Source organism: Pseudomonas multiresinivorans, from assembly GCF_012971725.1.
GTDB classification, from domain to species: domain Bacteria; phylum Pseudomonadota; class Gammaproteobacteria; order Pseudomonadales; family Pseudomonadaceae; genus Pseudomonas; species Pseudomonas multiresinivorans.
Genome location: NZ_CP048833.1, coordinates 5,258,762 through 5,278,187, shown reverse-complemented (window position 1 = coordinate 5,278,187; position 19,426 = coordinate 5,258,762). Strand labels below are relative to the sequence as shown.

At 65.9% G+C, this 19,426-nt stretch carries 19 protein-coding genes and 1 pseudogene; 16 read left to right on the top strand and 4 right to left on the bottom strand.

The features are described 5' to 3' along the window. Positions 1 to 15 precede the first annotated feature (15 nt). From G4G71_RS24210 to G4G71_RS24150, 13 genes are all read left to right on the top strand, one after another. The gene (locus tag G4G71_RS24210; RefSeq protein ID WP_169942779.1) at positions 16 to 837 is read left to right on the top strand and encodes an ABC transporter permease; all 822 of its coding nucleotides are present in this window, start codon (positions 16 to 18) and stop codon (positions 835 to 837) included. After that, entirely contained in the window at positions 837 to 1,589 is a 753-nt protein-coding gene (locus tag G4G71_RS24205) for an ABC transporter ATP-binding protein (protein WP_169940778.1), read from the top strand. The genes G4G71_RS24210 and G4G71_RS24205 overlap by 1 nt, the downstream gene beginning before the upstream one ends. Before the next feature lie 332 nt (positions 1,590 to 1,921). Further along, positions 1,922 to 2,515 (top strand): NADPH-dependent FMN reductase, encoded by a 594-nt coding sequence (gene ssuE / locus G4G71_RS24200; protein ID WP_169940776.1) that lies wholly within the window; start codon positions 1,922 to 1,924, stop codon positions 2,513 to 2,515. Between the two features lie 135 nt (positions 2,516 to 2,650). After that, positions 2,651 to 3,616, top strand: a complete 966-nt coding sequence (locus G4G71_RS24195; protein ID WP_169940774.1) for a sulfonate ABC transporter substrate-binding protein — start codon at positions 2,651 to 2,653, stop codon at positions 3,614 to 3,616. A gap of 154 nt (positions 3,617 to 3,770) precedes the next feature. Continuing rightward, complete coding sequence (ssuD, locus tag G4G71_RS24190; RefSeq protein ID WP_169940772.1) at positions 3,771 to 4,919, top strand: FMNH2-dependent alkanesulfonate monooxygenase; 1,149 nt, start codon at positions 3,771 to 3,773, stop codon at positions 4,917 to 4,919. A 101-nt stretch (positions 4,920 to 5,020) separates the two neighbouring features. Then, positions 5,021 to 5,809 (top strand): aliphatic sulfonate ABC transporter permease SsuC, encoded by a 789-nt coding sequence (ssuC, locus tag G4G71_RS24185; protein ID WP_054908221.1) that lies wholly within the window; start codon positions 5,021 to 5,023, stop codon positions 5,807 to 5,809. Beyond that, positions 5,806 to 6,618, top strand: a complete 813-nt coding sequence (gene ssuB / locus G4G71_RS24180) for an aliphatic sulfonates ABC transporter ATP-binding protein (RefSeq protein WP_054908222.1) — start codon at positions 5,806 to 5,808, stop codon at positions 6,616 to 6,618. Before ssuC ends, ssuB begins: the two co-directional genes overlap by 4 nt. A 44-nt stretch (positions 6,619 to 6,662) precedes the next feature. Further along, positions 6,663 to 6,878, top strand: a complete 216-nt coding sequence (locus G4G71_RS24175; protein WP_017517652.1) for a TOBE domain-containing protein — start codon at positions 6,663 to 6,665, stop codon at positions 6,876 to 6,878. 248 nt (positions 6,879 to 7,126) lie between these two features. Further along, a complete protein-coding gene (locus tag G4G71_RS24170) occupies positions 7,127 to 7,546 on the top strand; it encodes an MAPEG family protein (protein WP_169940770.1) in 420 nt (139 codons plus the stop codon). A 93-nt stretch (positions 7,547 to 7,639) separates the two neighbouring features. Next, complete coding sequence (locus tag G4G71_RS24165; RefSeq protein ID WP_169940768.1) at positions 7,640 to 8,599, top strand: DMT family transporter; 960 nt, start codon at positions 7,640 to 7,642, stop codon at positions 8,597 to 8,599. A gap of 186 nt (positions 8,600 to 8,785) precedes the next feature. Further along, positions 8,786 to 9,307, top strand: coding sequence for a sigma-70 family RNA polymerase sigma factor (locus G4G71_RS24160; protein WP_169940766.1), 522 nt, complete (start codon positions 8,786 to 8,788; stop codon positions 9,305 to 9,307). After that, positions 9,304 to 10,254, top strand: a complete 951-nt coding sequence (locus G4G71_RS24155) for a FecR family protein (RefSeq protein ID WP_169940764.1) — start codon at positions 9,304 to 9,306, stop codon at positions 10,252 to 10,254. Before G4G71_RS24160 ends, G4G71_RS24155 begins: the two co-directional genes overlap by 4 nt. A 257-nt stretch (positions 10,255 to 10,511) precedes the next feature. Next, positions 10,512 to 13,070, top strand: a complete 2,559-nt coding sequence (locus G4G71_RS24150; protein ID WP_169940762.1) for a TonB-dependent receptor — start codon at positions 10,512 to 10,514, stop codon at positions 13,068 to 13,070. Positions 13,071 to 13,306: 236 nt separating this feature from the next. Here G4G71_RS24150 and aqpZ read toward each other — a convergent pair whose 3' ends face one another. The 4 genes from aqpZ to G4G71_RS24130 form a co-directional block, all read right to left on the bottom strand. Next, complete coding sequence (gene aqpZ / locus G4G71_RS24145; RefSeq protein ID WP_169940761.1) at positions 13,307 to 13,990, bottom strand: aquaporin Z; 684 nt, start codon at positions 13,988 to 13,990, stop codon at positions 13,307 to 13,309. 146 nt (positions 13,991 to 14,136) lie between these two features. Further along, positions 14,137 to 14,760: an NAD(P)H-dependent oxidoreductase gene (locus G4G71_RS24140; protein ID WP_169940759.1), complete on the bottom strand. Its 624-nt coding sequence runs from the start codon at positions 14,758 to 14,760 to the stop codon at positions 14,137 to 14,139. Beyond that, positions 14,753 to 16,147 (bottom strand): class II fumarate hydratase, encoded by a 1,395-nt coding sequence (locus tag G4G71_RS24135; RefSeq protein ID WP_169940757.1) that lies wholly within the window; start codon positions 16,145 to 16,147, stop codon positions 14,753 to 14,755. The genes G4G71_RS24140 and G4G71_RS24135 overlap by 8 nt, the downstream gene beginning before the upstream one ends. 106 nt (positions 16,148 to 16,253) lie before the next feature. Continuing rightward, complete coding sequence (locus G4G71_RS24130) at positions 16,254 to 17,267, bottom strand: DUF2804 domain-containing protein (RefSeq protein ID WP_169940755.1); 1,014 nt, start codon at positions 17,265 to 17,267, stop codon at positions 16,254 to 16,256. A 121-nt stretch (positions 17,268 to 17,388) separates the two neighbouring features. On the opposite strand from G4G71_RS24130, the pseudogene G4G71_RS24125 reads away from it, so the two are divergent. From G4G71_RS24125 to trhO, 3 genes and pseudogenes are all read left to right on the top strand, one after another. Then, a pseudogene (locus G4G71_RS24125) lies at positions 17,389 to 17,947 on the top strand (DUF2059 domain-containing protein). Positions 17,948 to 17,999: 52 nt separating this feature from the next. Beyond that, positions 18,000 to 18,308 carry a BolA family protein gene (locus G4G71_RS24120; protein WP_169940753.1) on the top strand — a complete coding sequence of 103 codons (309 nt, stop codon included), beginning with the start codon at positions 18,000 to 18,002 and terminating at the stop codon, positions 18,306 to 18,308. A gap of 168 nt (positions 18,309 to 18,476) precedes the next feature. Next, on the top strand, positions 18,477 to 19,412 hold the full coding sequence (gene trhO, locus G4G71_RS24115) for an oxygen-dependent tRNA uridine(34) hydroxylase TrhO (protein ID WP_169940751.1): 936 nt from the start codon (positions 18,477 to 18,479) through the stop codon (positions 19,410 to 19,412). The last annotated feature ends 14 nt before the right edge of the window (positions 19,413 to 19,426 follow it).

The window sequence follows — 19,426 nt, the reverse complement described above, 5'->3', positions numbered from 1 at the left end:
ATGCCACCCCAGAGCCTGCCGACCCAGAGCCTGCGCCTCGCTCGCCAGCGCCGCCTGCCAAAGCTGCGCTGGCCACGCCTGAGCTGGCGCGCCTGGCTGCTGCCGCTGCTGCTGTGCGCGGTGCTGGAGCTGGTGGTACGCGTCGGTTGGCTGCCCGAGCACCAGATGCCCGCGCCCAGCAGTGTCGCGCTGACGCTCTGGCAACTGGCCCAGGGCGAGCTGTGGAAACACATGGCGGCCAGCCTCGCGCGGGTGGCTGCCGGCTTCTCCATCGGCGCGGCGTTGGCCATCCTGATCGGCACCTGGGTCGGCCTCAGCCAGCGTGCCGAGGCTTATCTCGAACCGACTTTCCAGGCGCTGCGGGCCATTCCCAGCCTCGCCTGGGTGCCGCTCCTGCTGCTCTGGCTGGGCATCGACGAGACGCCGAAAATCGTCTTGATCGCCCTCGGCGCCTTCTTCCCCGTGTATCTCTCGCTGGCAGCCGGCGTGCGTAACGTCGACCGCAAGTGGGTCGAACTGGGCCGCTTGTATCACCTGCCGCCGTTTGCCCTGGTGCGGCGGATTCTGCTGCCGGCGGCGCTGCCGAGCCTGTTCACCGGCCTGCGCGGCGCGCTGAGCCTGAGCTGGATGTTCCTCGTTGCCGCCGAGCTGATCGCCGCCACCCGTGGCCTTGGCTACCTGCTCAGCGACGGCCGGGAAACCTCGCGGCCGGACATCGTCATCGCCGCCATCCTGGTGCTGGCGGTGCTCGGTAAGCTCAGCGACAGCCTGCTCAAGGCGCTGGAGCAGCGTGCGCTGGCCTGGCGCGATACCTTCCTGGGCAATGGAGAGAGCTGATGAGCGCCTTGCTGGAACTGCGTGATATCCGCAAGAGCTTCTCCGGCGTGCGGGTGCTGGACGACGTCAGCCTGAGCCTGGCGCCGGGCGAAGTGGTCAGCCTGCTCGGCCCCAGCGGCTGTGGAAAAAGTACCCTGCTGCGCATCGCCGCCGGACTGGACGACGAGTTCGCCGGCTCGCTGGAGCGCAACCCGCTGCTGGGTTTCGGTCCGGACGGCGACACCGGTCGCGGCGGCGGTGGCGTCGGCGTGGTGTTCCAGGAGCCGCGCCTGCTGCCCTGGCTGAGCGTGGCGCAGAACATCGGTTTCGCCGACGGCTGGCTGGCCGACGACACCCGTATCGCGCACCTGCTGCGCGACGTGGGCCTGGAAGGCAAGGGCGACCTGCTGCCCAAACAACTCTCCGGCGGCATGGCCCAGCGTGCGGCCATCGCCCGTGGCCTATATGGCCGCCCGCAGGTGTTGCTGCTGGACGAACCCTTCAGCGCGGTGGACGCCTTCACCCGCATCCGCCTGCAGGACCTGATCCAGCAACTGGCGCTGGAGTACGACATCAGCATCCTGCTGGTCACCCACGACCTCGACGAAGCCTTCTACCTCAGCGACCGCGTCCTGCTGCTGGGCGGCACGCCCAGCCGCCTGCGCCGCGAATTTCCCGTGCCGCTGCCGCGCCCTCGGGATCGTCGCGCCGTAGAACTGGCCTTCCTGCGCGGCGAAGCGCTGACCGAGCTGCACCAGTCCCACGTCATCTGACGTTCCGCCCCTACGGAATGCTGCTGTGCTCGGATCGGCCCTCACCCTAGCCCTCTCCCAGAGGGAGAGGGGACCGTTCGGTGCAGGATGAAACCACAGCATCAGCCGGCATGGCCTGCTCCCTCTCCCTAAGGGAGAGGGTTGGGGTGAGGGGGAAATGCAGACGCAGAACTATCCAGGAGAAGACAGTTGTTCGTACTTTTAAAATAAAATCGCATAACCAAATAAAAAAATAACATTTATTGGAATATGAGGTTGCCTGTTAAGGTCTATGCACATTGGTTAGCAGGGCGGCATTTGTATCGCTCTGATCGTTATAAGGAAGCGTGCAGATGTATGTAGTCACCCTTGCCGGCAGCCCCAGCCAGCGTTCCCGCTCCGGCGTCCTCCTGGACGTCGCACGGAACTGGCTGCACGCCCACGGCGCCGAGGTGCGCTCCTACTCCGTGCACGACTTTCCCGCGGAAGACCTGCTGCATGCGCGCTTCGACAGCCCGCGGGTGGTCGAGCTGATCGAGCAGGTCCTGCGCGCCGACGGCCTGGTGATCTCCACCCCGGTGTACAAGGCATCCATCGCCGGTGCGCTGAAGGTCATTCTCGACCTGCTGCCGGAGCGGGCGCTGGCGCACAAGGTGGTGCTGCCCCTGGCTACTGGCGGCAGCAACGCCCACATGCTGGCGGTGGACTACGCGCTCAAGCCGGTCCTCGCTGCGCTGAAGGCACAGGAAACCCTGCATGGCGTGTTCGCCGAAGAGAGCCAGGTGCAATACCCCGAGGGCAATACCCCGGCGCGCCTGGAATCGACCCTCGAACACCGACTGCTGGAATCCCTGGAGCAGTTCCATGGCGCCCTTGCGCGCCGGCCGAAACCCATCGACCCGAACCTGCTCAACGAACGGCTGATCAACGCCCGTTGGAGCATCTGACAGACAACTCCACGCAGGAGAGCGCCAAGCCCCAACCCGGCAGGCGGCAACTGCGTCACCCACAAGAAAAGGCCCTCACCGTCCCGTCAACGGGACCGCAGGTCCGGCAATCACACTCGACGAAGGATCACTCCCATGCGGACTCTCACTTTGCGTAGTGGACTGGCGGCCCTGCTGATTGCGGCCCTGTCCTACAACGTCCAGGCGGACGAACAACCCGGCACCCTGCGTATCGGCTATCAGAAATACGGCACCCTGGTGCTGCTCAAGGCCCGTGGCACGCTGGAGAAGCGCCTGGCCGAGCAGGGCGTTAAGGTGCAATGGACCGAATTCCCCGGCGGCCCGCAGCTGCTCGAAGGCCTGAACGTCGGCAGCATCGACTTCGGCGTCACCGGCGAAACCCCGCCGGTATTCGCCCAGGCCGCTGGCGCCGATCTGGTCTACGTGGCCCACGAACCGCCGGCGCCGACCAGCGAAGCGATCCTGCTGCCCAAGGATTCGCCGATCAAATCCGTCGCCGAGCTGAAGGGCAAGAAAGTCGCCCTGAACAAAGGCTCCAACGTGCACTACCTGCTGGTGCGCGCCCTGGAAAAGGCCGGCCTGAAATACACCGACATCCAGCCCGTCTACCTGCCGCCGGCCGACGCCCGCGCCGCCTTCGAGCGTGGCAGCGTCGATGCCTGGGTGATCTGGGACCCGTACCAGGCCGCCGCCGAGAAACAGCTCTCCGCCCGCACCCTGGTGGATGGCACCGGCCTTGTGGATAACCACCAGTTCTACCTGGCGACCCGCCCCTACGCGAACAACCACCCGCAGGTGATCACCACCCTGATCGACGAGGTGCGTTCGGTGGGTGAGTGGTCGCAGCAGAACCCGCAGCAGGTGACCGACCAGGTCGCGCCGCTGCTCGGCCTGCCGGCGGACATCACCTTCACCGCGGTGAAACGCCAGGGCTACGGTGCCCAGCCGATCACCCCGGACGTGACCGCCGCGCAGCAGAAGATCGCCGACACCTTCACCCAGCTGAAGCTGATCCCCAAGAAGCTGAGCATCAAGGACGTGGTGTGGACGGCGCCTGCCAAGGTCGCTACCGCCCAATGACCCTGGCGTAGGAGCGGACTTTGTCCGCGATGTCCTCCGGCGCGATGCTGACCCATCGCGGACGGAGTCCGCTCCTACGACAACTGCACGACGCACACCCATCCCATCATCGCGCGGCTACGCCACGCCGGCGCGCTTATCTGGAGTTACAGCGATGAGTCTCAACATCTTCTGGTTCCTGCCGACCCACGGCGACGGCCACTACCTGGGCACCGCCGAAGGCGCCCGTGCCGTGGACCATGGTTATCTGCAACAGGTCGCCCAGGCCGCCGACCGCCTTGGTTTCGGTGGCGTGCTGATCCCCACCGGCCGCTCCTGCGAGGACTCCTGGCTGGTTGCCGCCTCGCTGATCCCGGTGACCCAGCGCCTGAAGTTCCTGGTCGCCCTGCGTCCGGGCATCATTTCCCCGACCGTGGCCGCCCGCCAGGCCGCAACCCTCGACCGGCTCTCCGGTGGGCGCGCGCTGTTCAACCTGGTGACCGGCGGGGACCCGGACGAGCTGGCCGGCGACGGCCTGCACCTGAGCCACGCCGAGCGCTACGAAGCCTCGGTTGAATTCACCCGCATCTGGCGCCGCGTGCTGGAAGGCGAAACCGTCGACTACGACGGCAAGCACCTGCAGGTGAAGGGCGCCAAGCTGCTCTACCCGCCGATCCAGCAACCGCGTCCGCCGCTGTACTTCGGTGGTTCCTCCGACGCCGCGCAAGACCTCGCCGCTGAGCAGGTCGAGCTGTACCTGACCTGGGGCGAGCCGCCGGCCGCCGTCGCCGAGAAGATCGCCCAGGTCCGCGAGAAGGCTGCCAAGCAGGGCCGCAGCGTGCGCTTCGGCATCCGCCTGCACGTGATCGTCCGCGAGACTAACGAGGAAGCCTGGCAGGCCGCCGACCGCCTGATCTCCCACCTGGATCAGGACACCATCGACCGTGCCCAGGCGTCCCTGGCGCGCTTCGATTCCGTCGGCCAGCAACGCATGGCCGCCCTGCACGGCGGCAACAAGGACAAGCTGGAAGTCAGCCCCAACCTCTGGGCCGGCGTCGGCCTGGTCCGCGGTGGCGCCGGCACCGCACTGGTTGGCGATGGCCCGACCGTGGCGGCCCGCGTGAAGGAATATGCAGACCTGGGGATCGACACCTTCATCTTCTCCGGCTACCCGCACCTGGAAGAGTCGTACCGGGTCGCCGAACTGCTCTTCCCGCACCTGGACCTGGCCCGGCCGCAACAATCGCAGGAGCGCGGCTACGTCAGCCCGTTCGGCGAGATGGTCGCCAACGACATCCTGCCCAAGGCGGCATCGGCGAGCTGACACCCGTAGGGCGAATGAAGCGGAACGCTTCATCCGCCGTGGCGGATAACGCTGGTGCGTTATGCGCCCTACGTAGCGACCGAAGAATCCGGAGAGAAGAGATGAGTGTTTCCAACAATCTTGCCCAGCGCCTCGCGCCCTGGGCCCTGCCGGTAGGCCTGGTGGTGATCTGGCAACTGGCGGTGGAATTCGGCTGGCTGTCCAGCCGCATCCTGCCGGCACCCAGCGCGGTGGCCGAGGCCGGCTACCACCTGGTGGTCAGTGGCGAACTGTGGCAACACCTGGCGATCAGCACCTGGCGCGCTGCCGTCGGCTTCGTCATCGGCGGCAGCATCGGCCTGGTGCTGGGGCTGATCACCGGCCTGTCGAAATGGGGCGAGCGCTTCCTCGACAGCTCGGTCCAGATGATCCGCAACGTGCCGCACCTGGCGCTGATCCCGCTGGTAATCCTGTGGTTCGGCATCGACGAGTCGGCGAAGATCTTCCTGGTCGCCCTCGGCACGCTGTTCCCGATCTACCTCAACACCTACCACGGCATCCGCAACATCGACCCGGGCCTGCTGGAAATGTCGCGCAGCTACGGGCTGTCCGGCTTCGCGCTGTTCCGCCAGGTGATCCTGCCCGGCGCGCTGCCCTCGATCCTGGTCGGTGTGCGCTTCGCCCTGGGCTTCATGTGGCTGACCCTGATCGTCGCCGAGACCATTTCCGCCAACTCCGGCATCGGCTACCTGGCGATGAACGCCCGCGAGTTCCTGCAGACCGACGTAGTGGTCCTGGCCATCCTGCTCTATGCCGTGCTCGGCAAGCTGGCTGACCTCGCTGCCCGTGGTCTGGAACGCGTCTGGTTGCGCTGGCACCCGGCTTATCAGGTGAAGGGAGGTGCGGCATGAACGCAGTGAATCAGTTGCCGCAACAACTCAAGAAAGGCATCCCGCTGGCGCTGGAAAATGTGCGCAAGCGCTTCGGCGAGCGCGAAGTGCTCAAGGGCATCGACCTGCGGATTCCCGCCGGCCAGTTCGTCGCCATCGTCGGCCGCAGCGGTTGCGGCAAGAGCACCCTGCTGCGCCTGCTGGCCGGGCTGGATGAAGCCAGCGACGGCCAACTGCTGGCCGGCTCCGCGCCGCTGGAAAGCGCCCGCGAAGAAACCCGCCTGATGTTCCAGGACTCGCGTCTGCTGCCCTGGAAGCGGGTGATCGACAACGTCGGCCTCGGCCTGAAGGGCGATTGGCGCGGCAAGGCGCTGGAAGCGCTGGAAGCCGTGGGCCTGTCCGACCGCGCCAACGAGTGGCCGGCCAGCCTGTCCGGTGGCCAGAAGCAGCGCGTGGCCCTGGCCCGCGCCCTGATCCACCAGCCGCGCCTGCTGCTGCTCGACGAGCCGCTGGGTGCGCTGGATGCGTTGACCCGCATCGAGATGCAGCAACTGATCGAGGGCCTCTGGCAGCAGCATGGCTTCACCGTGCTGCTGGTCACCCACGACGTCGCCGAGGCCGTGGCCATCGCCGACCGGGTGATCCTCATCGAGGACGGCGAGATCGGCCTGGATCTGAATGTCGAGCTGCACCGCCCGCGCGCCCGTGGTTCGGCCCGCCTGGCCGCGCTGGAAGCCGAAGTGCTCGAACGCGTGCTGTCGCTGCCGGCGCAGCCGCCCGAGCCGGAACCCGTATCCCCACTGCCCACGCAACTGCGCTGGGCACTCTGATCCAACGTTCACACGTGTAACGCCATTCCCCAAGGAGAAACGCCATGACCATCAAAGCCATCAACGTCCGCAACCAGTTCAAAGGCACCATCAAGGAAATCGTCGAAGGCGATGTGCTGTCGGAAATCGACGTGCAGACCGCTGCCGGCATCGTCACCTCGGTGATCACCACCCGCTCCGTGAAAGAGCTGGAACTGGCCATCGGCAGCGAAGTGATCGCCTTCGTGAAATCCACCGAGGTGTCCATCGCCAAGCTCTGAATGCGGCGCTGGAAGACAACGGGCAGTCCGGAAACGGGCTGCCCGTTTTCTTTTGGGCCGCTTGTGGTGTTCCCAATGGGCGTAGGAGCGGACTCCGTCCGCGATGTGCCACCGGCCCGCTCGGGGCGGCCGGAAATCGATCGCGGACGGAGTCCGCTCCTACCCCAAGCCCACCTTTGTGCGGGCTAGAGCAATTGCTCTACTTCCCCTAGACTCCCGCTCAAACCAACAAGAGAAAGGAGTCCCGCATGTCCCTGAGTCCCTCTGCCTTCGCGTTGCTCGGCCTGGTCGCCTGGACCGTGCTGCTGGTCCTGCTGCTGGTCAACCAGCGCGGCCTGCTGGTGATGTCCGGCCGCATGAAGGTCAACGTCTTCGCCGCCGACGGCAGCAACACCCCCGGCACCTTCGGCCAGCGCCTGGTGCGTGCCCACGCCAACTGCGTGGAGAACGTGCCGCTGTTCTGCGCGGTGTTGCTCTACGCCATGGTCACCGAGCAGGTGCTGATCACCGACCCCCTGGCGCCGACCCTGCTGGTGGCGCGCATTGTCCAATCCGTCGTGCACCTGATCAGCATCTCGGCTCTCGCGGTGTGGATCCGTTTCGCCGCGTTCTTCGTCCAGCTGATCATCCTGATCTGGTGGCTGCTGCGCCTTTCCACCCTGATCTGAGCGGTGACCGGAACAGTTGCGCAACGCAACTGTTCCTATGGGGCGATACCGCCATGACTTAGCATGGCGGACCGCACACGCGTCGAGGCTCCCATGCACGTTTCATCCGGCCGCTGGCAATTCGGCCTGTTCCTGGCCCTGGTCACCGCCGTTCTCTGGGGCATCCTGCCGATCAAGCTCAAGGAGGTCCTGAAGGTCATGGACCCGATCACCGTCACCTGGTTTCGCCTGGTGGTGTCCGGTGGTCTGCTGCTGATCTACCTGGCCTTCACCCGTCAGCTGCCGCGCTACTCGCCGCTGGGCAAACGCGGCAAGGGGCTGGTGCTGATCGCTATTCTCGGCCTGACCGGCAACTACGTGTGCTACCTGATCGGCCTGCGCATGCTCACGCCGGGCACCACGCAACTGGTCATCCAGATCGCGCCGATCCTGCTCCTGCTGGGCAGCCTGTTCGTCTTCAAGGAAAGCTTCAGCATCGGCCAGGCGCTGGGGCTCGCCGTGCTGATCTTCGGTTTCGGGCTGTTCTTCAACCAGCGTCTGGCGGAACTGTTCAGCTCGCTGGGCGAGTACACCACCGGCGTGCTGATCGTCGTCTTCGCCGCGTTCATCTGGACGTTCTACGGCCTGGCGCAGAAGCAACTGCTGACCCAGTGGACCTCGGTGCAGGTAATGATGGTGATCTACCTGGGCTGCGGCGCGTTGCTCACGCCCTGGGCGCATCCGCTGGAGGCGCTGGACCTCTCGCCGCTGCAGGGCTGGCTGCTGCTGGCCTGCTGCCTGAACACCCTGGTGGCCTACGGCGCCTTCGCCGAGGCGCTGGCGCACTGGGAAGCCTCGCGGGTCAGTGCGACCCTGGCGATCACCCCGCTGGTGACCTTCGCGTCGGTGGCGCTGGCCGCCTCGCTGTGGCCCGAGTTCGTCCTGCCCGAAGACCTCAACGGGCTGGCCTATGTCGGCGCGCTGCTGGTGGTCAGCGGCTCGGCACTCACGGCGCTGGCGCCTTCACTGTTGCGCAGTTACCGGGCGCGAAGGGCGCGCATCGCCAACCTCTGAACCCCCGAAGGCCGCCGCGAGGCGGCCTTCTGCTATCCAGTGCTCGCGTTCGGCTTCATTTTCGCAAATGATATGTATTATCATTTGTGCAATTCGATGGTTGTCGAGGCTTAGCGCCTCGGTTCGGGGGCGACGTGGTAGCGGGCAACAGAGGGGCAGGGCGGCGACGCCGGGAGGCGTGGGTCGATGGATGAGCGTTTCTCCCGTTCGGTGTCCCAGGCCTATCGCTCCTTCCATGGCGAACTCCTGCGTTTCCTGCGCAAGCAGCTGGGCAGTTCGGCGGACGCCGCCGACCTCGCCCAGGATGCCTTCGCCCAGTGGCTCAAATCCTCCTCGCGGCATGAAGTGGAACAGCCGCGTGCATTTCTCTTCCAGGTCGCGCGCAACCTGCTGCGTGATCACTGGCAGCGCACCCGGCGCTTCTCCAGCGAGCCGGAAGAGGCCCTCGATAGTGACCAGCAACCGGCCGCCGAAGGAGGCGAACCCGTGGTGCAGTTCGAGCGACAACGTTATCTTCGCCAGCTTTCGAAGGCGCTCGACAGCCTCCCGCCACGGCGCCGAGAGGCCTTCATCCTGCACAAGTTCGATGGCCTTTCGCAGCCGGAGGTGGCCAGGCGCATGGGGATTTCATTGAGCATGGTGGAGAAGCACGTTGCCAGCGCGCTGCTGCATTGCAAGCGTCAGGTTCAGGGAGAGGGCGAAGCATGACGCCGCAGGAAGAACGCCAGCAGGTGATCGACGAACTCGCCGCCAAGTGGTTCAGCCGCCAGCGCGCGGGCGCCTGGGATGCCCGCGAGCGCCAGGCCTTCGCCGACTGGCTGGCGGAAGAGCCTGCCCATGAATCCGCCTACCGTGAGATCGAGCAATTGTGGAGCGATCTCGACCATATTCGCCGACCCGGCATCGTGCCTGGCCGTCGCCCGGCATTGCCCTGGCGCGGGCTCGCGGCTGCCAGTGTGTTCTGCGCGGCGTTGCTGTTGGCCAACGACTTCAGCGGTGGCCGCCTGGCCGATCCGCAACAGGTGCAGACCACCGCTGCGGGTGAGCAGCGCGAGGTGACGTTGCCCGACGGCACGCGGGTTTTCCTCGCGGGGGATTCGTCGTTGCGCGTGGACTTCTCGGATGCGTTCCGCGATGTGCAATTGCTGCGCGGCGAGGCCTATTTCGAAGTCACCCACGATGTTGGCCGGCCCTTCCGGGTGACTTCCGGTGACAGCCGTGTACGCGTCCTCGGTACCGGGTTCGATGTACACCGGGAAGACGCTGGACTGACTGTCGCTGTACGCCACGGCAAGGTGGCCTTGCAGGCAAAACTCGATGCGCGGGACGAGCAGACCCTGACCGCGGGTGATCGCGCCCAGCTTGCCGCCGGGGCAGGGGAGGCGCAGATCGATCGCGTGCCTGTCGCCTCCATCGCCGCCTGGCGCGACGGCATGCTCGCCTTCCGCAACCAGCCCCTGGGGGCGCTGGTGGACGAGCTGTCGCAGTACCGCGCTGCGCCCATCCGCCTGGGCGATGAGCGCCTGGCGCAGAAGCCCATTTCCGGCAACGTGCGCCTGGCCCGCCCGGACGACTTCCTCGCGGCCCTGCCGGTACTGCTCGACGTGCGCGTGCAGCGCAGGGCCGATGGCAGCGCAGTGATCATGCCGCGCTGATCCCAACCTGCCGGTATTCCTCCGAGCAGGCCTATTTCGTAGGAGCGGACTTTGTCCGCGATCGATTTCCGGCGGCTCTGAGCTGGCCGGTTGCACATCGCGGACTGAGTCCGCTCCTACCCAACCGGATCACACGTGCCGCAAATCTTTCTTGAGAAATATTTTTATTTGCAGGTGTGGGTTTTTCTCGAATGAGGGTCTTCCCCGTCATTCGCTGCGAAACGCGCAGCGCTTTTCGTCCCTGGGGAGGGCCTTGCATGCAGTCTCGTTTCAACTTCCCGTTCGCGCGCCCGCTGGGCTGTGCCGTGCTGCTCGGCAGCCTGATGATGGCCGAGTACAGCCGCGCTGCCGATTGGCAGATCGACCTGCCGGCGCAGGCGCTGAGCGAGTCCATCGGCAGCCTGTCGCAACAGGCCGGCGTGCAGGTGCTCTATGACGCCTCCCAGCTTGAAGGCCTCAAGGCGCCCGCGGTAGCCGGCCGCTATAGCATGCGCGAAGCCCTGGAGCACCTGCTCAAGGGCTCGTCGCTGGAACTGGTGGAGGCGGGCGACGGCTTTGTCGTGCGGCGCTCCGGCAAGGTCGACAAGTTCAGCGACAACGCCATCGAACTGGATTCGCAGACCATCGTCGGCAGCGGCCTGTCGGTGGACTCCAGCAACGTCGGCCGCTCTACCCTGACCCGCAAGGACATCGAGCGCATCCAGGCCGACAACATTCCCACCCTGCTGCAGACCCTGCCGGGCGTGACCATGGGCGGCTCGCCCAAGCCGGGCGGACAGACCGTGAATATCTGGGGCCTGGGCGATGCCGAGGACGTTCCCTTCACCCTCGACGGCGCGCCCAAGAGCGGCTTCGAGCGCTATCAGCAGGGCACCGTGTTCATCGAGCCGGAGCTGATCAAGCGCATCGAAGTAGAGAAGGGCCCGCATTCGGTCTACAACGGCAACGGCGGCTTCGGCGGCACCGTGCACATGGAAACCAAGGACGCGCCGGACCTGTTGCGCGACGATCAGAACGTCGGCGCCATGCTCAAGTACGGCTACCACTCCAACGACCAGCAGAAGATCTACAGCGGCGCCGTCTATGGCCGCACCGAGGACCGCAAGGTCGATGCGCTGGCCTACGTTACCGCCCGCGATGGCCGCGACATCAAGCTCGCCGGGAACATTCCCGACCCGAACAACAACTACCCGATCAACCCCAGCCGCCTGCCCAATAGCGCCCAGGACCTGGATGCCGGGCTGTTCAAGCTGAACCTGCATCCCAACCTCGACAACGACATCAGCCTGGCCTACAGCCGTTCCCATAGCACGCGCTGGACGCCGTTTTCCTCGGCCTCCTACCCGACGCCGCCGACCCAGTCGAGCATTGATCGTTACGGCTACGAAGCGGCGCTCAAGCGCCTGCTGGCGCACCGCGACACCACCGACACCACCTGGTCCGGCAAGTACGAATACCACCCGATCGATAACCCGCTGATCGACCTGATGGTGCAGTACTCCGAGTCGCACATCGACCAGACCGACGAGCGTAATCCGGACGCCTTCTTCCAGGTCTCCACCGGTGGCCGCAAGATGGATACCGACTACAAGGACAAGGTGCTGGAGCTGCGCAACACCAGCCTGTTCGCCACCGGCCCGGTACAGCATGCGTTCACCGTGGGTACCGAGTTCCACCGGCACACCCGCACCACCGACATGTACATCCCCGGCTCCACCTACAACACCGCGCGCTACAACTACGGGCACTTCCAGCCGACCTTCATGCCCAGCGGCAAACAGAACACCAACAGCGCCTACATCCAGGACGCGCTGACCCTGGGCAGCGTGACCATCACACCGTCGCTGCGCTTCGACCATGTGCGCAACCAGGGCAAGGACAACGACGCGCCGATCTACAACAACGCCGCGCAAGGCCACGACTACAGCTCGCAGACCTACAGCGGCTGGTCGCCGCGCCTCTCGCTGTTCTGGACGGCCACCGAGCGCCTGGGCTTCTTCGCCGACTACAGCCGCACCTGGCGCGCGCCGGTGATCGACGAGATGTACGAGGTGCAGAACAGCAGCACGGTCAGCGCCACCAGCCGCGACCTCGACCCCGAGCGCATTCATGCGCTGCGCTTCGGCTCGCTGGTCAACCTGCCGGACCTGTTCATCAACGGCGACAACCTGCAGGTGCGCACCACGCTGTTCCAGAACAAGATCAAGGACGAGATATTCCGCACCCGCAGCGTCGGCTGCGAGCAGCAGGCCATCGACAATGGCACCATCTCCGGCAGCTGCGGTGACTACCTGCCGCTCTCCAACTACCGCAACCTGCCGGGCGTGACCTACAAGGGCTTCGAGATCGAGAGCTTTTACGACAGCCCCTGGCTGTTTGGCGGGCTGTCGTACTCGTGGGTGACCGGCAAGCACGACGGCGCCTACAGCAACCCCTGGGGGCCGAACGTGTGGGCGCGTGATGTGCCGCCGGCCAAGTGGGTCGCCACCCTGGGCACCAAGATTCCGGCGTGGGATGCGCAGATCGGCTGGCAGGGCGAGTTCGTCCGCCAGACCGACCGTCTGCCCAGCGACAAGTACAAGGGCGGCATGGGCACCAGCGTCGGCGACATTTTCTGGGACCAGACGGTCAACGACAGCTACGACACCCAGCGCGTCTTCGCCAGCTGGAAGCCGCGCCGCCTGGGCTTGGAAAACACCGAGCTGAACTTCACCGTGGACAACCTGTTCAACCGCGACTATCACCCGGCGCTGGCCGGCGACAGCGTCTACAGCCAGGGCCGCAACGCCAAGTTCAGCCTTACCCAGTACTTCTGAGCCCACTCGGCATGTGATCGCTCTTTTGGCCCGGTAGAACGGAACGCTTTATCTGCCGACTGCGCCTCCGCTTTGGCACGTGATCGATTGTAGGAGCGAGCTTGCTCGCGAACGGATTTTCCGGCAGCAGCGGAGCAGGGCGGGTTCGCGAGCAAGCTCGCTCCTACAGACAGGCCGAGCGCCAACGAAAACGGGCGCCATAAGGCGCCCGTTTCGTGTCAGCGATGCAGGATGAATCAGGCAGAAGCCGGACGCACCACGCGGTAGACCAGCGCACCGATCACGCCGCCCACCAGCGGGCCGACCCAGAACAGCCACAGCTGCTTCATGAACAGCGGGTCGGCGAAGATTGCCACGCCCAGGCTGCGAGCCGGGTTCACCGAGGTGTTATCGATCGGGATACTGATCAGGTGGATCAGCGTCAGCGTCAGGCCGATGGCGATCGGCGCAAAGCCCGCCGGGGCCAGCTTGCTGTCGGTGGCACCCATGATCACGAACAGGAAGAACGCCGTCAGCAGCACTTCGGTCACCAGCGCGGAGATCATGCTGTAGCCGGTCGGCGAGCCTTCGCCGAAGCGGTTGGCGGCGAAGCCTGCCAGCGCGTCGAAGCCCGGTTTGCCGCTGGCGATGAAGTACAGCGCCGCACCAGCGAGGACGCCGCCAACCACCTGGGCGACGATGTACGGGACCAGCTCCGCAGTGCGGAAGCGGCCGCCGGCCCACAGCCCGAGGCTGACTGCGGGGTTGAGGTGGCAGCCGGAGATCGGGCCGATGGCGTAGGCCATGGTCACGACCGTCAGGCCGAAGGCCAGGGCGACACCCAGGACGCCAATGGCGTGGGCGGCGAAGATGGCGCTGCCGCAACCACCGAACACCAGCCAGAACGTGCCGATCATTTCGGCGGAAAGTTTGCGAAGCATGCTGCCTCCAGAGGCAAAGAAGGAGCCCGGAATTCGGGTGTGCGCATGCTAGGGAAGCGGATGAAGGACGGGGTGTAGGTGCCTTCCGTTTGAGGCCAGGAAAAGACTGATGAATTTGATGGGGGAGGGCAGGCGCTCCCCCTTGTTCAGATCTGCGTGGCCAGCTGCTCCGCCCGCCGCAGCCAGCCCTGGCGTTGTTCCTCGCCCGAACCACGCACCGGGCTGAACTCTTCCAGGTGGCGCAGGGCAATGCCGCAGGGCGCGAGGATGCAGCGGGTCATCTGCCGATGGGCCGGTGCGCCCTGGCGCAGGCGGTAGTGCCAGTGGGTCTGGTCATGGCTGACCAGCAGGTCGGCGGTGCGCCCGCCCAGCAAGGGTTCGAACTCGCGGGACTCCATCGAGCGATAGCGGAAGGCGAAGCCCGGCTGCAGCACGCGATCGAAGAAACCCTGCAGCAGCGCCGGCAGACCGCCCCACCAGATCGGGTAGACGAAGGCGATGTGTTGCGCCCAGTGGATCTGCCGCTGCGCTTCGAGCACGTCCGGTTCGAGGGATTGGCCCAGTTCATAACCGCCGCGCAGTACCGGGTCGAAGTTCAGTTCGCCCAGCTTCAGCATGTGCACCACATGACCCTTGGTGCGGGCGCCGTGGGCGTAGGCCTCGGCGACCGCATGGCAGAAGCCGCCGGGCTTGGGCGAGCCCAGCACCAGCAGCACGCGCTTGCCGTCGCCTTCGAGGGGCGTGGCGCCATGCTTGACGGCTTCAACCATTCTGCCCGGCCTCCAGCATGGTTTCCGGGCGCACCCACTGGTCGAACTCGGCGTCGCTCAGGTAGCCCAGCTCCAGTGCGGCGGCGCGCAGCGTCTTGCCTTCGGCATAGGCTTTCTTGGCGATCTCGGCGGCCTTGTCGTAGCCGATGTGCGGGTTGAGCGCGGTCACCAGCATCAGGCCGCGGTCGAGGTGCTCGCGCATCTTCGCGGCGTCCGGTTCCATGCCGGCGATGCAGTGGGTATTGAAGTTTCGGCAGCCGTCGGCCAGCAGCCGCGTGGATTCGAGCAGGTTGTGGATGATCACCGGCTTGTAGACGTTGAGCTGCAGGTGGCCCTGGCTGGCGGCGAAAGTAATCGCCGTATCGTTGCCGAAGACCTGGCAGGCGAGCATCGACAGGGCCTCGCACTGGGTCGGGTTGACCTTGCCGGGCATGATCGAGGAGCCCGGTTCGTTGGCCGGCAGCTTCACCTCGGCGAAGCCCGCGCGGGGGCCTGAACCGAGCAGGCGCAGGTCGTTGGCGATCTTCATCAGGGCCACCGCAAGGGTCTTCATGGCCCCGGCCAGGGTCACCAGCGGTTCATGGCCGGCGAGGGCGGCGAACTTGTTCGGTGCGGAAACGAAAGGCAGGCCGGAAAGGTCGGCCAGTTCGGCGGCGATGGCCTCGGCAAACTCCTTCGGCGCGTTCAGCCCGGTGCCGACGGCGGTACCGCCCTGGGCCAGCTCGTAGACGGCCGGCAGTGCCGCGCGGAGGGCGCGCTCGGCATAGTCGAGCTGGGCGACGAAGGCGGAGAGCTCCTGGCCGAAGGTGACGGGCGTGGCGTCCATCAGGTGGGTGCGCCCGGTCTTCACCAGGTTGGCGTGGCGCGCGGCCTGCTGGGCGAGGCCGCCGCTGAGTTCGGCGATGGCCGGCAGCAGGTCGTTCTGCACCGCCTGGGCGGCGGCGATGTGCATGGCGGTGGGGAAGCTGTCGTTGGAGCTCTGCGCACGGTTGACGTGATCATTGGGATGCACAGGCTTCTTGCCGCCGCGACCGTTGCCGGCGATCTCGTTGGCGCGACCGGCGATCACTTCGTTGACGTTCATGTTGCTCTGGGTGCCGCTGCCGGTCTGCCAGACGACGAGGGGGAACTGGTCGTCGTGCTCGCCCGCCAGCACTTCGTCGGCGGCTTCCTCGATCAGGCTGGTGATGTTCTCCGGCAGCTCGCCGAGCTGCGCGTTCACCCGTGCGGCGGCCTTCTTGATCAGGGCCAGGGCGTGCACCACGGCCAAGGGCATCCGCTGTCCGCCGATGGCGAAGTTCTCCAGCGAGCGCTGGGTCTGGGCGCCCCAGTAGGCGTCTTCGGGGACTTCGATGGGGCCGAGGCTGTCGGTTTCGGTGCGGCTCATGGTGCTTCTCCGGAAAAGGGTCTCGGCCAGTTTAGGCCGCCACGGGGCTTCCGGGTTCCACTCTGGCTCAATGGCCGTGATAGAGCGGTTTCAACGACGCGCCGGGTTACCAGCGGGCGTGAGTGGCACCGATCCAGCCGAGCGCGCCGTTGACCGGCACCAGTTCGCCGCCGGCTTCGCGCAGGGAGCCATCGAAGCGGCCGAACCACTGGCTGGTCTCGGCGAACAGCGGGCCCAGGCGCGGGCTGGCGCGATGCAGCTTGCGCGGAGTGAAGGTGAGGTCGACACGCTCGTCGGCATCTCGCAATTGCCACGGCGACAGCGGGTCGTGGGGAACCTGGCGGATATCCACAGGGCCGGCCAGCGCCTGCAGTTCGCCGCCGAACCACAAGGCGTTCTCGCTCAGGTGGCTGTTTTCCGTCCAGCCGGCGCCGAAGTTGCCGGCGATGCCGCCGGGTGCGGCGAAGGCGGCGCGGGTCCAGCGGGTGTGGAAGGGCCAGACGCCCCGGCCGAAATCCAGCGCGGCGAAGCTCTGGCCCTCGCTGCAGCGGTAGGTCTTGTGGCCGAGGCTGAGGCTGCCGCTGATCGGCAGGCCCATCTGCCGGCTGCAGGCGTGGAAGCACTTGCCGCTCATCGGCACCACCAGGTTGACCGACTCCAGGTGCGCCGGGCGGTGCACCTCCAGAGAGAGGTTCAGCGGCTGGCCGCCCAGGTTCGGCGCGCAGGCGGTGATACGCAACTGGCCCGGCTGCTCGTCGAAGCCCAGGCTGAGCTGGCCATGCGCGAAGCGGTGGCTCTGGTTCGGCATGTCCGGCAGGTGGCAGCCCAGGCCGAAGGGGCTGAACTGGGTGCGGTGCACCGACTGTCCGGTTTCCAGGTCGAGGAAGTACACGGCGCCGTAGCCCAGGTAATCGAGGTCGGCGATGGTGATCGAGAGCATCCAGCCCGGCGCGTTGATGCACCAGTGGTTCCAGCGCTTGCGCCGGCCGGGGTTGCCGGAAAGCTGGCAGAGCGTCTGTGGCCGCGACGACCAGCCCACGGCCGCGCTGTTCAGGCGGCCGCGCGCATCGCACAGGGGCGGTGCGGCGACGGAAGTCGGCGGGTGGCTGAGGGTGTTCATCGGTCACATCCGTGTGGCAACGCGCCGCAGCATGCCGTTTCACGAACTGTCCTACAAGAGAAGCCGGTCACTTCCCGGTCAATTGGCACTCACTTGAGCGCATTCCGAACTTAGGCGCAGAATGGCGGGTCCCACACGGACACCCTTCAGACTCACAGGACTGCCCCATGACCGTTCTTCGTTCCCTCTGCACCGCAGCACTTCTGGTTGGCTTCAGTTCCGTGGCACTGGCTGACGCCAACGCCGAGGCGGAGAAGTTCCTCAAGCAGGTCCACGCCGACAAGCTGACCGTGCCGGTCTATGCGCAAGTCCAGCAGATGCTCGCCCAGCGCTTCGCCCAGGCCAAGGCGCCGGACAGCAAGAAGGCCGTGCTCGACCGCTACCAGGCCAAGGCCAACGCCGAGCTGGACCGTGCCGTGGGTTGGGACAAGCTCAAGCCCGAACTGGTCAAGCTCTACACCAGCAACTTCAGCGAGTCCGAGCTCAAGCAGCTGAACGACTTCTATGCCTCGCCCCTGGGCCGCAAGGTGCTGGAGAAGATGCCGCGCCTGACCGCCGAATCCGCCCAGCTGACCCAGGCCAAGCTGCAGACTGCAGTGGAGCCGGTGAACAAGCTGATGGCCGACATGGACAAGGAACTGGGCGTGAAAGCCCCGGCCGCTCCGGCCAAGAAGCCCTGATCGCCCTGACTTCCGCCAGCCTGAACCGTTCTGATTGCCAGCGAGACCCGACATGAGCATGCGTGACCGAATCCAATCCGCCCTGGTGGCCCTCGAACCGCAACACCTCGAGGTGCTCGACGAGAGCCATATGCACAGCCGCGGACAGGAAACGCACTACAAGGCCGTGATCGTCAGCCCGGTGTTCGCCGGGCTGAATGCGGTGAAGCGGCATCAGAAGGTCTACGCCACACTCGGCGAGCTGATGAGCCAGTTCCACGCCCTTGCCATGCATACCTACACCCCCGAGGAGTGGGCACAGCAGGGGCAGGCGCCGGATTCGCCGACCTGCCGTGGCGGCAGCAAGCATGACCTGCACTGAATGCCTGCTGCACTGATCGGCTGACGGATGCGGGGTTCGCCCCGCTCCGTGTAGAATGCGACACCCAGCGCCGGCTTCTGCCGGCGCTGTCATTTTCAGCTGTTCGTTTCAGCTCTTGTTGATAAAGACCCGGTCCGCCCTTTACGCGGGCGACCACTGGAGTGATGCATGACCACCGAAAGAATCGTCGTCGCGGCGTTGTACAAGTTCGTCTCCCTGCCCGACTACCTCGACCTGCGCGAACCCCTGCTGCAGGCCCTGCTGGACAACGGCGTGAAGGGCACCCTGCTGCTCGCCGAAGAAGGCATCAACGGCACCGTTTCCGGCACCCGCGCCGGCATCGACGGCCTGCTCGCCTGGCTGCGCAACGATCCGCGCCTGGCCGACGTGGACCACAAGGAGTCCTACTGCAACGAGCAGCCCTTCTACCGCACCAAGGTCAAGCTGAAGAAGGAAATCGTCACCCTCGGCGTGCCGGGCGTGGACCCGAACGCCAAGGTCGGCACCTACGTCGAGCCCAAGGACTGGAACGCGCTGATCTCCGATCCGGAAGTGCTGCTGATCGACACCCGCAATGACTACGAAGTGGCCATCGGCACCTTCGAGGGCGCCATCGATCCCAAGACCAAGTCGTTCCGTGAATTCCCCGAGTACATCCGCGAGCATTACGACCCGACGAAACACAAGAAGGTCGCCATGTTCTGCACCGGCGGCATCCGCTGTGAAAAGGCTTCGAGCTACATGCTCAGCGAAGGCTTCGAAGAGGTCTTCCACCTCAAGGGCGGCATCCTCAAGTACCTGGAGGAAGTGCCCGAGGCCCAGACCCTCTGGCGCGGCGACTGCTTCGTGTTCGACAACCGCGTGACCGTGCGCCATGACCTTTCCGAAGGCGACTACGATCAGTGCCATGCCTGCCGCAACCCGATCTCGGTCGAGGACCGCGCCTCCGAACATTACGCCCCCGGCATCAGTTGCCCGCACTGCTGGGACTCGCTCTCGGAGAAGACCCGTGCCAGTGCCCGCGAGCGGCAGAAGCAGATCGAGCTGGCGCGCCAGCGCAACCAGCCGCACCCCATTGGCCGTGATCCCCGCGCGGAGAACTGATCCATGACCAGTCG

Coding starts and splice junctions, on each gene's coding strand:
- G4G71_RS24205 (WP_169940778.1), top strand. CDS start 837: ATGAGCGCCTTGCTGGAACTGCGTGATATCCGCAAGAGCTTCTCCGGC.
- ssuE (WP_169940776.1), top strand. CDS start 1,922: ATGTATGTAGTCACCCTTGCCGGCAGCCCCAGCCAGCGTTCCCGCTCC.
- G4G71_RS24195 (WP_169940774.1), top strand. CDS start 2,651: ATGCGGACTCTCACTTTGCGTAGTGGACTGGCGGCCCTGCTGATTGCG.
- ssuD (WP_169940772.1), top strand. CDS start 3,771: ATGAGTCTCAACATCTTCTGGTTCCTGCCGACCCACGGCGACGGCCAC.
- ssuC (WP_054908221.1), top strand. CDS start 5,021: ATGAGTGTTTCCAACAATCTTGCCCAGCGCCTCGCGCCCTGGGCCCTG.
- ssuB (WP_054908222.1), top strand. CDS start 5,806: ATGAACGCAGTGAATCAGTTGCCGCAACAACTCAAGAAAGGCATCCCG.
- G4G71_RS24175 (WP_017517652.1), top strand. CDS start 6,663: ATGACCATCAAAGCCATCAACGTCCGCAACCAGTTCAAAGGCACCATC.
- G4G71_RS24170 (WP_169940770.1), top strand. CDS start 7,127: ATGTCCCTGAGTCCCTCTGCCTTCGCGTTGCTCGGCCTGGTCGCCTGG.
- G4G71_RS24165 (WP_169940768.1), top strand. CDS start 7,640: ATGCACGTTTCATCCGGCCGCTGGCAATTCGGCCTGTTCCTGGCCCTG.
- G4G71_RS24160 (WP_169940766.1), top strand. CDS start 8,786: ATGGATGAGCGTTTCTCCCGTTCGGTGTCCCAGGCCTATCGCTCCTTC.
- G4G71_RS24155 (WP_169940764.1), top strand. CDS start 9,304: ATGACGCCGCAGGAAGAACGCCAGCAGGTGATCGACGAACTCGCCGCC.
- G4G71_RS24150 (WP_169940762.1), top strand. CDS start 10,512: ATGCAGTCTCGTTTCAACTTCCCGTTCGCGCGCCCGCTGGGCTGTGCC.
- aqpZ (WP_169940761.1), bottom strand. CDS start 13,990: ATGCTTCGCAAACTTTCCGCCGAAATGATCGGCACGTTCTGGCTGGTG.
- G4G71_RS24140 (WP_169940759.1), bottom strand. CDS start 14,760: ATGGTTGAAGCCGTCAAGCATGGCGCCACGCCCCTCGAAGGCGACGGC.
- G4G71_RS24135 (WP_169940757.1), bottom strand. CDS start 16,147: ATGAGCCGCACCGAAACCGACAGCCTCGGCCCCATCGAAGTCCCCGAA.
- G4G71_RS24130 (WP_169940755.1), bottom strand. CDS start 17,267: ATGAACACCCTCAGCCACCCGCCGACTTCCGTCGCCGCACCGCCCCTG.
- G4G71_RS24120 (WP_169940753.1), top strand. CDS start 18,000: ATGAGCATGCGTGACCGAATCCAATCCGCCCTGGTGGCCCTCGAACCG.
- trhO (WP_169940751.1), top strand. CDS start 18,477: ATGACCACCGAAAGAATCGTCGTCGCGGCGTTGTACAAGTTCGTCTCC.